The sequence below is a fragment of the Streptomyces sp. NPDC058985 genome, assembly GCF_042740985.1.
In the GTDB taxonomy this organism is placed as follows: Bacteria; Actinomycetota; Actinomycetes; order Streptomycetales; family Streptomycetaceae; genus Streptomyces.
Genome location: NZ_JBHYJX010000007.1, coordinates 1 through 13,623, shown reverse-complemented (window position 1 = coordinate 13,623; position 13,623 = coordinate 1). Strand labels below are relative to the sequence as shown.

General features: G+C 73.5%; 10 protein-coding genes. 6 read left to right on the top strand and 4 right to left on the bottom strand.

The genetic code is table 11. The features are described 5' to 3' along the window. Positions 1-141: 141 nt before the first annotated feature. The 4 genes from ACFW01_RS08110 to ACFW01_RS08095 form a co-directional block, all read right to left on the bottom strand. Positions 142-1,233: a hypothetical protein gene (locus ACFW01_RS08110; RefSeq protein WP_234955172.1), complete on the bottom strand. Its 1,092-nt coding sequence runs from the start codon at positions 1,231-1,233 to the stop codon at positions 142-144. A 52-nt stretch (positions 1,234-1,285) separates the two neighbouring features. Then, entirely contained in the window at positions 1,286-2,224 is a 939-nt protein-coding gene (locus tag ACFW01_RS08105) for an N-acetylneuraminate synthase family protein (protein ID WP_234955174.1), read from the bottom strand. Between the two features lie 12 nt (positions 2,225-2,236). After that, positions 2,237-3,514 carry a cytidylyltransferase domain-containing protein gene (locus tag ACFW01_RS08100; RefSeq protein ID WP_384502646.1) on the bottom strand — a complete coding sequence of 426 codons (1,278 nt, stop codon included), beginning with the start codon at positions 3,512-3,514 and terminating at the stop codon, positions 2,237-2,239. A 65-nt stretch (positions 3,515-3,579) separates the two neighbouring features. Next, positions 3,580-4,911 (bottom strand): DUF6716 putative glycosyltransferase, encoded by a 1,332-nt coding sequence (locus ACFW01_RS08095; protein ID WP_234955178.1) that lies wholly within the window; start codon positions 4,909-4,911, stop codon positions 3,580-3,582. 198 nt (positions 4,912-5,109) lie between these two features. On the opposite strand from ACFW01_RS08095, the gene ACFW01_RS08090 reads away from it, so the two are divergent. The 6 genes from ACFW01_RS08090 (at position 5,110) to ACFW01_RS08065 (ending at position 13,568) form a co-directional block, all read left to right on the top strand. Further along, positions 5,110-6,084, top strand: a complete 975-nt coding sequence (locus ACFW01_RS08090) for a glycosyltransferase family 2 protein (protein ID WP_234955180.1) — start codon at positions 5,110-5,112, stop codon at positions 6,082-6,084. Beyond that, positions 6,081-7,415, top strand: a complete 1,335-nt coding sequence (locus tag ACFW01_RS08085) for an alpha-2,8-polysialyltransferase family protein (RefSeq protein WP_234955182.1) — start codon at positions 6,081-6,083, stop codon at positions 7,413-7,415. The genes ACFW01_RS08090 and ACFW01_RS08085 overlap by 4 nt, the downstream gene beginning before the upstream one ends. 130 nt (positions 7,416-7,545) lie before the next feature. After that, complete coding sequence (locus ACFW01_RS08080; RefSeq protein ID WP_234955453.1) at positions 7,546-8,814, top strand: hypothetical protein; 1,269 nt, start codon at positions 7,546-7,548, stop codon at positions 8,812-8,814. After that, positions 8,811-11,090: a polysaccharide pyruvyl transferase family protein gene (locus ACFW01_RS08075; RefSeq protein ID WP_384502645.1), complete on the top strand. Its 2,280-nt coding sequence runs from the start codon at positions 8,811-8,813 to the stop codon at positions 11,088-11,090. Before ACFW01_RS08080 ends, ACFW01_RS08075 begins: the two co-directional genes overlap by 4 nt. A gap of 135 nt (positions 11,091-11,225) precedes the next feature. Further along, a complete protein-coding gene (locus tag ACFW01_RS08070; RefSeq protein ID WP_234955186.1) occupies positions 11,226-12,191 on the top strand; it encodes a glycosyltransferase family 2 protein in 966 nt (321 codons plus the stop codon). Positions 12,192-12,194: 3 nt separating this feature from the next. Continuing rightward, a complete protein-coding gene (locus ACFW01_RS08065) occupies positions 12,195-13,568 on the top strand; it encodes a polysialyltransferase family glycosyltransferase (protein WP_384502644.1) in 1,374 nt (457 codons plus the stop codon). The last annotated feature ends 55 nt before the right edge of the window (positions 13,569-13,623 follow it).

Sequence of the window (13,623 nt, the reverse complement as noted above, 5' to 3'; positions counted from 1 at the left end):
TCGGCGCATGGCTCTCAACGGGGGTGGGTACACTCACCCGCTTCTGGCCTCGGCACCCGGCTCCGTCTTTCCTGTTTACTTGCTCCTCTCACGCATACCACGGTACGGCTGAGCCACGCTGGAGCGTCCACGTGAGATGGCCTACGGAGTTGCCCAGGAGACGGCCTGCCCCGCGTGTGCCACCGCCGACAGCCGGTGGACGTCCCGGGCCGAGCCCGTGACCCCGGACAGGAAGCCGCGGGCCCGCGGTGAGGCGTGCTGGGTGAGCCAGGCGGGGTCGATGTCGCAGACCGCGACGCGGACCTCGGTGCCGGCCAGGGCCAGCGGCAGGGTGTGGACGACGGTGGAGGGGAAGCTGACGACCGTTCGGCCGATCGGGCCGCGGCGGGCGATCAGCTCCAGGGGGAGGTCGGGGCGGACGATCTGCAGGCCCGTCTCCACGGCCAGCCGGTGCAGCTTCTCGGCGCTCTCCCGGCGGTGGGCGAAGTAGCGGGCGGCCCCGTGCGTCCTCGCCAGGCCGCGTACGGCGTCCAGGTAGCGGTCGGCCTCGACGACGCCGGTCTCGACCAGGGAGGTGCCGACCATGTCGGCGCCCTTGGTGATGCGTGGCGGGCCGAAGCGGGCGCGGGTCCAGGCGAAGTCGTTCGCGGTGACGGTGACGCCGTCCGGGACGTCCTCGATCGGCATCGAGGAGAAGACCGAGACCTGCCGGTCGGGGGTCGGGGTCAGGCGGTGCCGGGCGGACCGGGAGACGGGCGCGAAGAGCAGGTCGCGCGGGCCGGGCCGGCTGCCCTTGCGGTGCCAGCGCACCAGGCGTTCACCCTGGGCGAGCTGGGTGACGAACTCCATCGTGGCCGTGCCGTCGTCGACGACGACGAGATCGTGGGCGCGGGTGATGGTCAGGAGCAGTTGGACGTAGCGCGAGAAGGGGTCCCCCATCACGACCCGTTCGGCCTGGCGCAGGGCGGTGGTGAGGCCGCCCACGGTGCGGAAGGGTGCCGTGGCACCGCCCCGGGCCTCCTCCCAGCGGATCGTGTGGCCCTCCTTGCGGGCCAGTTCCGCCATGCGGCGCAGCTGACCGCGGGTCATCGGGTCCACGGGGGACAGCACCACGAGGGTGAGCTCCGCGCCGGGTGCGCGGGTGTGCGCCCACTCCAGCACGTTCAGCAGTTGTACCGGGCTCTCGACGAAGGCGAGAGTGCGGGGGCCGGCATTCCCGGCGCGGGGGCTCATCGGCGTACGACCGTCCCGTGGTGAGGGCCTGGTGGGGTGGTGGGGCCTGGTGTCAGACGTTGACGGGCTCGCCCGCGGCGTCGGCGATCTCCGCCTCGGCGACGACGCCGGTGACGCGGCGCAGCTTCTTCATCGGGCCCAGCTCGGACTCGTAGACCTTCTTGACGCCGTCGCCGAGGGAGGCCTCGATCGTGCGGATGTCGCGCACCAGGCGGGTCAGGCCCTGCGGCTCGACGGAGGCGGCCTGGTCGGAGCCCCACATGGCGCGGTCGAGGGTGATGTGGCGCTCGACGAAGGTGGCGCCGAGGGCGACGGCGGCGAGCGTGGTCTGCAGGCCGGTCTCGTGACCGGAGTAGCCGATCGGGACGTTCGGGTACTCCTGCTGGAGGGTGTGGATGACGCGGAGGTTCAGCTCCTCGGCCTGCGCCGGGTACGTCGACGTGGCGTGGCACATCAGGATGTTGTCGCTGCCCAGGACCTCGACCGCGTGGCGGATCTGCTTCGGGGTGGACATGCCGGTGGAGAGGATGACGGTGCGGCCGGTGGCGCGCAGGGCGCGCAGCAGCTCGTCGTCGGTCAGCGAGGCGGAGGCGACCTTGTGGGCGGGGACGTCGAACTTCTCCAGGAAGGCGACGGCCTCGGTGTCCCACGGGGAGGCGAACCAGGCGATGTTCTTGGTCTTGCAGTACTCGTCGATCTGGCGGTACTCGTCCTCGCCGAACTCCACGCGGTGGCGGTAGTCGATGTACGTCATCCGGCCCCAGGGGGTGTCCCGCTCGATGTCCCACTGGTCGCGCGGGGTGCAGATCTCGGGGGTGCGCTTCTGGAACTTGACGGCGTCGCAGCCGGCCTCGGCGGCGGCGTCGATCAGCTTGAAGGCGTTCTCCAGCTCGCCGTTGTGGTTGATGCCGATCTCACCGGTGACGTAGACGGGGCGGCCGGGGCCGGCCTCGCGGGTACCGAAGGTGCGGATACGGGAGTTGGTGCTCATGGCAGTGGTTCCTTACTTGGACTGGGTGATCGTGGGGGATTCGAAGGAGTCGGGGGTGTCGTGGGAGTCGAGCGAGGGGCCGAGGAGCCAGCTCGCGATCTCCCGGATGGCGCCCTCACCGCCGGGGACGGTGGTCACCGCGCGGGCCGCGCCGCGTACGGCGTCGTGGGCGCTGGCGACCGCAACCGGCCAGCCGACGAGGGCGAAGCACGGGAGGTCGTTGACGTCGTTGCCGACGTAGAGCACGCGTTCGGGCGCGATGCCCTGTTCCTCGCACCACTGCTTGAGCGCGAGGTCCTTGCGGTCGATGCCGTGCAGCACGGGGAGCTTGAGCTTGCGCGCGCGGGCGGCGACGACCGGGTTCACCTCCGTGGACAGGATCAGCATCGTCAGGCCGCTGCGGCGCAGGGCCGCGATGCCGAGTCCGTCGCCGCGGTGCACGGAGACGAACTCCCGTCCGTCGGAGTCGATCAGCACCCGGTCGTCGGTCTGGGTGCCGTCGAAGTCGAGGACGACCGCGTCGATGTCCCGCGCGGTCGGGAGGGCGCCGGGCCGGGCGGCGTCGAAGTGCGGCGCCAGGGCGCGGGCGCGGGCCAGGTCGTGCGGGTCGTCGATCTCCAGGACGCGGGCCGGGTCGGTGCGGACCAGTTCGGTGCGGCCGAAGAAGCGGTGCCCGTGCTTGCGGAAGCCGGGGGCGGCCATGGCGTAGGCGGCGCCGGTCTCCAGCAGGTCCTGGGGGCGGTCCTGGCGGCGGGGGCGGTACGACTTGTCGTGGTTGACGCCGTAGCCGCCGTCGGTGCCTTCCGCCTCGTCCGCACCGTCGCGCCACACGAAGCCGTGGAACGGCGCCACCGTCACCGCGGTGTCGGCGCCGGCCTCGGCGACCGCGCCGGCCACCCCGTCGATGTCCTCGCGGACGATGAAGGGGCTGGTGCACTGCACGAGCAGCACCACGTCGACGGCGGAGCCGTGCAGGGCCTCGTGGGCGTCCATGGCGTGCAGCACGGCGGCCTCGGAGGTGGCCGTGTCCCCCGCGATGGCGGCGGGCCGCAGCACGACCTCGGCGCCGGCCTCGCGGGCCGCCGCGGCGATGGTCTGGTCGTCGGTGGAGACGACGACGTCCGTCACCAGGCGGGCGGCCCGGCATTCGCGCACCGCGCGGGCCACGAGCGGGACGCCGCCGACGGGGGCGAGGTTCTTCGCGGGCACTCCCTTGGAACCGCCGCGCGCGGGGATCACCGCGAGCACCCGGCGCACCGAAGCGCCCTGGCCCGCTTGCGGGTTGGACATGGGGTCTGCTCCTTGTGCGGGGATGTGTGCGGGGGTGGAGGTCGTGGGGGCCGAGGTCGCGGGGGTCACAGTTCCCCCATGCGTCGGATCACCGGGGCGACCCGCTGGACGCCGTGGCGGTAGGCGCCGCGTGCCGCCCTGCGCACGACCTGGCGGACGGGGCCGGGCTCGCGGTCCGCGGCGGGCGCGCCGGGCAGCGGGGTGCCGTCGGGGGCGAGGTGGTGGCGGGCGAGGATGCCGGGCAGGTAGCCGGGGGCGGTGACCGGTGTGTAGTACGGGGCGAGCGGGGGCAGGGCGCCCCGCAGGGCGGTGATGCGGTCGCGGGCCGCGTCGAAGGCGGTCGCGTACTCGCCGTCCGCCGCGACGCCCTGCCGGGCGACCCACCCGGCGTCCGGCTCGGGGCGGTGGCCCTCGTCGAGCTGGTCCCAGGAGGCGAGGCAGCCGGAGCCCACGAAGTGGTGGTTGCCGAGGGTCTCGCGGACCCCCAGGTCGGTGAGGACGACCGTCGGGATGCGGCGGTGCAGGGACTCCAGGGCCGCGGTGGAGCTGATGGTGACCAGCAGGTCGGTGCGGTCCAGGACATCGCCCATGTGCCCGTAGACCAGGCGGAAGTTGGGCGGCGGGTCGGCCCGCTGCACCAGCTTCTGGTACGGCAGCTCCTCGATGTGCGTGGTGTGCTCGCCGGGCTTGGAGCGCAGCTTGAGCAGCACCTCGCGCTCGGGGTGCCGGCGGGCGTGCCGGATCAGCCGTTCGAGGAGGTACGTACGGTCCTTGCGGCTGTCCGGCACCGAGGGCTGGGCGGCGAAGACGACCGTGTAGGGGCGGTCGGTGCCGTCGGGCTCGCCCGTGTACCCCGCGCCGCCCAGGAAGGGCAGGGCCACCTCGGTCACGGCCGAGGCGTCGGCGCCGACCCCCTCGTACACGGACCGGAAACGCTCCGCGTCCTGGCGGGAGTTGGCGAGGACGAGGTCGGCGCCGTGACGCAGCAGCAGGCCGTCGGCGAGCTTCTCGTAGACGACGCCGACGTAGCCGGTGACGACCACGGGCCGGTCGGCGCGGTCCCGCCAGACGCGGCCGAGTCCGTGCAGCATCGCCTGGACGCCGCCGCCGACCAGGGCGAGGACGAGGACGTCGTAGGACTCCTCGCCCGTCGCCGTCTCCATGGCGCGCAGGAACTCGACGGCGGTCACCTCGCGGAGCGAGTCCGCGGTGACGCCGACCTCCCGCAGCTGGCGGGCGGTGGGGGTGGCTCGGCCGCGCAGGAGGTAGCCGTCGAGGCGGATGTCCTCCGGTTCCGCGGGGGAGATCCGGGTCGCGGTGAGCGCGCCCCATTTCCACCGGGTGTCGGAGTCCGCCAGGACGGCGACTCGCAGGGCCTTCGTTGCACTTGCTGGCACGTCGTAGACGCTAGGAAGCCATTTCTAGGAACCGCCCAACCGGAATCCAACAAATGGTGAACAGCACATCGCCGGAAGGGGAATCAGCTCACCCGGCGCCCGTAAGAATGTTCGCTTCACTGCTTCGCCACGCCGCGTTCACCTCACATCAAGGCGGCGGTAAAGCCGAATGCCGGGCCGGCGCATAACGTCGCTCACGTGCCCAAGCTCTCCGTCATCGTGCCGTTCTACAACGTTCGGCAGTACGCACCAGACACCCTGCGGAGTCTGCGCGCAAACGCGCGGGACGACTTCGAATTCATTCTCGTCGACGACTGCTCGACCGACGGGACCGTGGACCTGCTCGCGCGTGCCGAGCGCGAGCTGCCGGGGGCGGTGCTGGTCATACACGAGAAGAACGGCGGCCTGGCGACCGCCCGCAACACCGGCATCGACCGGGCGCGCGGCGAGTACGTCGCCTTCCTGGACGGCGACGACTGGCTGGCGCCGGGCCACTGCGCCCGGCTGGTGACCGCGATCGAGGGGCTGGACGTCGACTTCGTGCGCACCGACCACGTGCAGTGCACCGGGCGGGCCCGGACGCTGCACCGCGTCCCGCACGGCCGCCGCAACGTGGCGCTGCGTCCGCGCGACGCGATCCTGCCCGCGCACCGCTCGACCTCCGTGGACTACGCCTACGCGTGGGCGGGGATCTACCACCGGCGGCTGGCCGAGCGCGGCCTGCTGCACTTCACCGACGGGCTGCGCACGGCCGAGGACCGGCCGTGGATCTGGAAGCTGCACCGGGAGGCGGACTCCTTCGCGGTGACCGGGCTGCTCGGTGCCTTCTACCGCCGCGGGGTGGCGTCCTCGCTCACCCAGATCGGTGACGTCCGCCAGCTCGACTTCATCCGCGCGTTCGACGAGGTCGTCGCGGGGGCGGCGGGTGACGCGGAGGCGGAGCTGCTGCTGCCCAAGGCCGTGCGGACGTACTGCGCGATCATTTCCCACCATCTCGGTTCCATCGAAAGGTTCGAGCCTGCCGTGGCGCGGAAACTCAAGGAGATGAGCGCGGCGGCGCTGCGGCGGATGCCGCAGGACGCGCTGGAGGGGGCGCTGGCCTCGATGGACGCCGAGCGCGCCACGCGACTGCGCCGGCTGCGCCGGCGTGCGGGGACGGGGGCGGCGGCGTGACCACGCAGATCTTCCTGGCGTCGACGCTGTACGGCACGGCGACGCTCGCGGCGGCCCTGGACACCGGCTGCTTCACCCCGGCCGACCGGCGGATCCTGCTGGTCTCCAACAACGCGGCGACGCCCGAGACGGCCCCGTCCGTGGACCGGATGCCGGGGTTCGAGCGGCTGCGCGACCGGTTCGACGACGTGGTGTCGTGGAACGAGACGGTCTTCCCCTTCCACCCCGGCGGCTGGTCGCCGCGGCTGGACGACGTACCGATGTGGGAGCGGCATCTGCGGCTGGCCTGGGGCATCGGCGACGACGACGTGGCGCTGGCCGTGGAGTCGATCCAGGTGCACCCCGCGCTCGGCGTGGCGCAGATCTTCACCGACGCGCCGCTGACCGTCTACGCGGACGGGCTGATGAGCTACGGGCCCACCCGCACCAAGCTGGCCCCCCTGGTCGGCACGCGCGTCGAACGGCTGCTCCACCTGGACCTGGTGCCGGGGCTCGCGCCGCTGCTGCTGACGGAGTTCGGCGTCGAACCCGAGATCGTGCCGGCCCCGGCGTTCACGAAGGTGCTCGCCGAGCTGGCGGAGACCGGCGCGGGTCTGCCGGACGTGGAGCGGCCCGCGGTGCTGCTCGGCCAGTACCTCTCGGCGCTGGGGGTGCTCTCCGCCGAGGAGGAGGAAGACCTGCACGTACGGATGCTGACCGGTGCGGCGGCGCTCGGGCACACCCGCGTGGTGTTCAAGTCGCACCCGACCGCACCGGCCCGGTTCACGCGGACGCTGGAACGGGAGGCCGGGAAACTCGGCGTCGAGCTGCACGTGGTGGAGACGCCGGTCCTCGCGGAGGTGCTGTTCCAGCGGACCCGCCCGGCGCTGGTCGTCGGCTGCTTCTCCACGGCGCTGCTCACCGCGTCCACGCTGTACGGGCTGCCGGTGGCGCGGGTCGGCACCGAGACGCTGCTGGACCGGCTGACGCCGTACGAGAACAGCAACCGCGTCCCCGCCACCCTCGTGGACGCGCTGCTGCCGGACCTGTCCGACGCCGAAGCGGTCGCCGAGGGCCGGCCCGCCACGGACACCGACGCCCTCACCGCGCTGCTGCGGACCGTCGGCTTCGCGATGCAGCCGAAGGTCCTCCCGGAGCTGCGCCCCGCCGCCGAGACCTACCTCCGCACCAGCCTGACCCCCCAGACCTGGCGCTACTTCAAGAAACGCCGCCTCACGTCCCTGGGCCTCCCCGGCGGCATCCCGTCCCGCCTGGGCTTCCTGCCGCACAACTCGACGGCCCGGAGGGTCGTGCGGCGGGCACGGGCGATTCGGCGTTCCTTGGGGCGGTGAGGCGGCCGGGTGCCGGGTGCGTGCGGGGCTCTTGGACGGGGCGAGTGTTCACCCGGTGTCCGTCCCCCGGACACCCGCGGAGCGTTGGGCTGCGGCACATTCGGGCTCCGGTCGGAGAACGGTGGAGCGCATGACGAAACCCCTGGCGGGATTGTTCAAGGCACGGCAGAAGGACGCCGCCAGGCCGGTGCTGTACGCGCGGAGCATGCGGCTGTGCGGTGAGCACCTCGCCGGGGAGGGCGACAAGGCCGGCGTCCCGCAGGTGCGGCTGACCCGGGCGATCGGCGTGTTCGCGGCCTCGCTGGACAGCCCGTCGGCCGACCCCTTCGACGCCCTGCTCCAGGTCGGCGAGCGCGCACTGGAGGCGGGCGGGGAGCGCGGGCTGGGCCTGGCGCTCGGGCTCGCCGAGTCGTCGGCCGGGATCCGGCAGCGGTCCAAGGGCGCCTGGCGGCTGCGCGGCCTGGCGCTGGACGGGCTCGGCCGCGGGGACGAGGCGCTGCAGTGCTACGAGCGCTACGTCACGCTCCTCGGCGGCGGCGCCCCGGCGCCCGAGGTCGCCCGCAGGATGGACACCCTGCGCCGCCGCCGGGCCTGCCTCGAAGCGGCCGTGGCGCTCTTCCCCGAGGCGGGCGCCCCTCTCGCCGGCCTGCTCCGCGAGCCCACGACGACCACCGCGGTCGTCGAACCCCGGTTCGCCTCCTTCGTACGGGAGCGGCTGGCCGAGCACGGCCCGGGCGACCCGGCGGTGCGGCGCCTGCTGGAGCTGCACGGCCGGCACCGGCGCCTCGTCGAGCAGGGCGCCGCACCCGAACCGCTGCTCGGCGGCGCCGCCCCGGTCGGCGTGGCCGGCCTGCGGGGCCTGATCGCGGGGCGGACGGTGTGCCTGGTCGCGAACGCCGGGGACGTCGCCGCGAGCACCCTGGGCCCGGAGATCGACCACTACGACCTGGTGGTGCGCTGCGACGGCTACCGCGTCCGCGCCGAGGGCACCGGCGAGCGCACCGGCCTGCACGCCGTCACGCTGCGGGGCGGCGGCGCCCCCTGGGAGGAGCCCGCCTGGGCGCGGCCGGCCGGCATCCGGCTGGTCTTCGGCGACCCGGCCGCCGACTGGCGCCGCGCCGTGCGGACCCGGCTGGCGCCCGGGGCGCAGGAGCACGTCGGCGACGCCTCCCTGCGCCGCCCGCTCGCCGACCCGGCCCTGCTGGGCGAGGGCGGCTGGGAGCCGGCGACGACCACCGCCTTCACCGTGCTCAGGCTCCTGGACTTCCTGGACGCGAGCCCCCGCCTCGACCTGATCGGCTTCACCCTGCCCGGGCGGCTACGGCCGAGGGAGGCCGAGTGGGTCATGGACCGCGCGACGCACGTCGACGACAGCAAGATGAGGATCGCCCTGCGATGACCCACTCCCCCGCCTCCGCGGACGACCGGAGCGCCGTCACCGGCAGACGCCGGATCGCCTTCGCCGTCCACACCGACCGGGACGGCCTGTCCCGCCTCCCCACGCTGATACGCAGCCTGGCGCTGACCAACCCGGGGGTGTGCGAGGACTTCGTGGTCCTCCACCCCGGGCTGCCCGACGACGCGTTCGACGCGCTGCGGCCGCTGCACCCGCGCCTCCTCACCCGCCGCGCGGAGGGCGGCCGCGGGGACGTCCTCCGGCTGGAGGGGTACGACACCGTCGTCGCCCTCGACCCCGGCATGGTCGTCCTGGGCGACCTCGGCGAGCTGCTGCGGATGCGCCACGGGGTGGCCGCCGTACCGCGGTCGCCGCACGCCGGACAGCGGGACGGGGAGCGGCCGGTGGTGCTGCCGGACGGGCTGTTCGTCCTCCAGCGCGCGGACGTGGACGACGCCCTGGCGACCCGGCTCGCCGCCGCGTCCGCATCCGGCTCGGGGTCGGGCTCCGGCTCCGGCTCCGGCTCCGGCGAGGGCGTGGCGCCCGACGGCGCCCTCACCCCGCTCGACGCGCGGTACGACTTCCCGGCCCGCCGCCTGCACGACGACCTGCCGGTGCCCGAGGACGTCGTCGTCCTGCGCTTCACGGGACCGTCCGGCACCCCCGGGCACGGCCCGGCGGCCGAGGCGCGGCGCCGTTTCGAGCTGGGCGACGAGGAGTTCCGCGCCGCCTTCCGCGCCCTGCGCGGCCGCAAGCACCCCGAACTGCTGGCGCACTACGCCCCACCCCTGCTGAAGGCCCGCCCCTCGCTGGACCTGGCCCGCACGGTCGCCGACGTGTACCGCGGGCAGGGCCGGTACGACGAGGCGGTCGAGGTCCTCGCGCCCGTCGTGGCGGACCGGCTGGACGCGCCGCGCTGCCACGAGACCCTGGGCGTCTGCCTGATGGCGCTCTCCCGCTACGACGAGGCCGAGGCCCATCTGCTGCTGGCGGCCGCCGCCCCGGACGTCGCCCCGCGCGCCTTCGCGCAGCTCGCCCGGCTGGCCTGGCTCCTGGGCCGGGAGGCGGACGCGCACGCCTACGCCCGCGAGGGCCTGGACGCCGACCCGACCGACGCGGGCTGCCACGCCTGGTACGTCCGCACCCGGACACGGGAGCCGGAGGGCGGTGCCGCCGCTCCGGGGCCGGCCCCCTCCGGGCAGCTCGCGCACGTGGCGCTGTTCGCCGAGGGCGACGAGAACGCCGGGGACAAGGTCCTGCCCGAGGCCGTACGCATGTGCTTCGGCACCGACACCGGCCCCCGGCACTGGTACCCGCAGCCGGTGCACCGGCTGGTCGACGAGGCGGCCCTGGAGCAACTCAACGCGCGCCGCGGAGTGGTCGTGGGCGGCGGCGGGCTCTTCCTCCCGGACACCTCCCCCAACGGCAACAGCCACTGGCAGTGGAACGTGCCGGACGACCTGCTGTCCCGCGTCACCGCACCGCTCGCGGTGTTCGCGGTCGGCTACAACGTCTTCGACGGGCAGCTGTACCGGCGTCGCCGGTTCGCCGAGAGCCTGCGCGTCCTCGTGGAGCGGTCGGCCTTCTTCGGGCTGCGCAACCACGGCTCCATCGACCGGGTCCGCGAGCTGCTCCCCGCCTCACTGCGCGACCGGGTGCGCTACCAGCCCTGCCCGACCACGGTGGCCCGGCAGCTGCTCCCGGGCCGCTTCGAGGCGGCCGAGCGGTCCGACACCGTGCTGGTCAACTGCGCCTACGACCGCGCGGGCCTGCGATTCGGCCACGACTACGGGCACTTCCTCGCCCAGACGGCCCACGCGCTCGGCGCGCTGCGGGAGCGGGCGGACGTCCGGTACGCGGCGCACATGCCGGCGGACGAGCGGTTCGTGCACGACCTGCGCCGGGAGCACGGCATCGCCCTGCCCGTCGAGCGGCTCTACGCGCTGTCGAACGACACGATCCGCGACCTGTACGCCCGTGCGCGGCTGGTGATCGGGATGCGCGGGCACGCCGGGATGATCCCCTTCGGCTGCGGGACCCCGATCCTGAGCCTCGTCTCCCATCCGAAGCTGGCCTACTTCCTGTCGGACATCGGGCGCCCGGAGTGGGGGCTGTCGGTGCACGACCGGGAGCTGGGACCGCGTCTCGCGGAGCGGGCGTCCGCGGTGCTCGACGACCACGCGGCGGCGGTCGCCGACGTGCACGGCGCGCAGGAATTCCTGTGGAAGACCACGCAGGAGAACCTCCAGGAACTGCGGGACGTCTTCGGCCTGACGTGATCCCGGGCGGGAATCACCAAGAATTCACTTCCACCGCGAACGGAGTTCGCTTTTCCGCGCCCGATTGGACACCGGCGGATTCGGCGGCGTCGTTAGCCTGTTCCAATCCCCGACCTACGAGCGTGAGAGGCCCGCGTGCCGAAACTGTCCGTCGTCGTCCCCATGCACAATGTGGAGACCTTCGCCGAGAGCACTCTGAGAAGTCTCGCCAACAACGCGGACCCGGACTTCGAGTTCCTGCTCGTCGACGACTGCTCCACGGATGCCACGTCATGGGTGATCGACCGCTGGGCGGAGCGACGCTCCGACACCCGGGTGATCCGGCACGAGACCAATCGCGGCATAGCGCAGGCCCGCAACAGCGGCATCGACGAGGCCCGCGGCGAGTACGTCACCTTCCTCGACGGCGACGACTGGTACGGGCCGGGCTACCTGCCCGAACTGGTGCGCAGTATGGACGAGTTGGGCTGCGACTTCGCCCGCACCGACCACGTGCAGGCCAACGGCACGGAGCGGGTGATCAAGCGGCCGCCGGCGCCCGTGCGCAACACCGTGATGGACCCGCGCGACGGCATCGCGCCGCCGCACATGGAGACGATGGTGGACTACCCCTTCGTCTGGGCCGGGATCTACCGCCGGCACCTCTTCGCCGACGGCGGGATGCGCTTCGCGACCGAACTGCGCACCGCCGAGGACCGGTTGTGGATCTGGCGCCTGCACCTGAAGGCACGCTCGTACGCGTCCGTCGGTCTGCACGGCGTGTTCTACCGGCGCGGCGTCGCCACCTCGCTGACGCAGATCAAGGACTCCCGGCAGCTGGACTTCATCCCGGCCTACGACATGCTCCTCGCGGACCTGCTGAAGGACCCGGAGGCCGAGCGCTTCCTGCCGAAGGCCGTGCGGACGTACTGCGCCATGATCGCCTTCCACCTCGGCAAGGTGGACGAGTACGAGTCGGCGGCGGCCCAGCGGCTGCGCCGGGAGGCGCGGGACGCGCTGCACCGCATGCCCCAGCACGTGCTGGAGGAGACCCTCCGGACCATCGACAGGACTCGCGGCAGGCTGCTCAACCGCCTGCGTGACGGGCGGAAGGCTGCCTGACCCATGTCCCACACCACCTCCACGCCCCACCGGACCCAGATCTTCCAGGTCTCCACGCTGTACGGCGCGGCCACCCTCGCCGCGGCGCTCGACGCGGGCCTGTTCGGGCCGCGCGACGGCGCCCGGCGGATCCTGCTGGTCTCGAACAACGCCGCCGTACCCGAGACCGCGCTGCGGCTGGACGAGATGCACGGGTACGGGCGAATAACGGCGCGGTTCGACTCCGTCGTCAGCTGGAACGAGGCGATCCGCCCGCACCACCCCAGCGCCTGGGGCCCGCGCGGAAACGACACGGCACTGTGGCAGAAGGCCTTCCGGCTCGCCTGGGGCATCGACGAGCGGGACCTGGTCGAGCTGGCGGTCGAGTCGATCCAGGTCAACCCGGCCCGCGCGCTGGCGGCGATCTTCTCGGAGAGCGCCGTCCACGTGTACGCCGACGGCCTGATGAGCTACGGCCCGACCCGCGAGAAGCTCCCGCTGACCATCGCGAGCCGCGTCCGGCGCCTCCTCCACCTGGACCTGATCCCGGGGCTGCGGCCCCTGCTGCTGTCCGAGTACGGCGTCGAACCCGAGATCGTCCCCGACGACGCGTTCCGCGCCGTGCTCGACGAGATCTCCCGGGAGGCGGCGGACGACTCCGAACTGGCCCCCGTGATCCGTCAGAAGCCGACGGCCGTGCTGCTCGGCCAGTACCTGGCGGCGATCAACATCCTCACCGCGCGGGAGGAGGAGGACCTGCACGTCCGGATGCTCACCGGGGCCGCGCGGGCCGGGCACCGGTCCGTGGTCTTCAAGCCGCACCCGACGGCCCCCGCCGGGTACACGGCGGCCCTGAGCAAGGCGGCGGCGGACGCGGGCGTACGGCTCACCGTGCTGGACGCGCCGCTGCTGGCCGAGACGCTGTACGACCGCTGCGCGCCCGAACTGGTCGTCGGCTGCTTCTCGACGGCGATGGTGACCGCCTCGGCCTACTACGACGTGCCCGTCGCCCGGGTGGGGACGGCGCTGGTGATGGAGCGGCTCAAGCCGTACCCGAACAGCAACCGGGTGCCGCTGGCCGTGGTCGACCACCTGGTGCCCGACCTGGAGCGCGGCGAGGAGCCGGCCCGCGTCGGCGCGGCGCCCGAATCGCTGTCACCGCTGGTGCGGGCGATCGGCTTCTGCATGCAGCCCAAGACGTACGCGGACCTGCGGGAGCCGACCGACGCGTGGCTGCGCGCCCGGCTTGCCGCCACCCCCGCCCACTACTTCTCCGAGCTGCGGCTGACGGAGCTGGGACTGCCCGGCAGCCGCCCGCAGTTGCGCGCGAGGCTCCAGGTGCGGCGGGCCCGGCGGGTGGTGCGCAGGGCGGTGCGGCGCGGCGCCGGGAAGAAGTGAGGCTCCCGCGCCGACTGGGAGAGCAACGACGAGGGCGTCTCCCCGCTGGACGCCG

What these genes read in the sequence shown, in the direction of transcription:
- ACFW01_RS08105 (WP_234955174.1), bottom strand. Translation starts at nt 2,224, where the DNA reads ATGAGCACCAACTCCCGTATCCGCACCTTCGGTACCCGCGAGGCCGGC.
- ACFW01_RS08100 (WP_384502646.1), bottom strand. Translation starts at nt 3,514, where the DNA reads ATGTCCAACCCGCAAGCGGGCCAGGGCGCTTCGGTGCGCCGGGTGCTC.
- ACFW01_RS08065 (WP_384502644.1), top strand. Translation starts at nt 12,195, where the DNA reads ATGTCCCACACCACCTCCACGCCCCACCGGACCCAGATCTTCCAGGTC.
- ACFW01_RS08110 (WP_234955172.1), bottom strand. Translation starts at nt 1,233, where the DNA reads ATGAGCCCCCGCGCCGGGAATGCCGGCCCCCGCACTCTCGCCTTCGTC.
- ACFW01_RS08075 (WP_384502645.1), top strand. Translation starts at nt 8,811, where the DNA reads ATGACCCACTCCCCCGCCTCCGCGGACGACCGGAGCGCCGTCACCGGC.
- ACFW01_RS08080 (WP_234955453.1), top strand. Translation starts at nt 7,546, where the DNA reads ATGACGAAACCCCTGGCGGGATTGTTCAAGGCACGGCAGAAGGACGCC.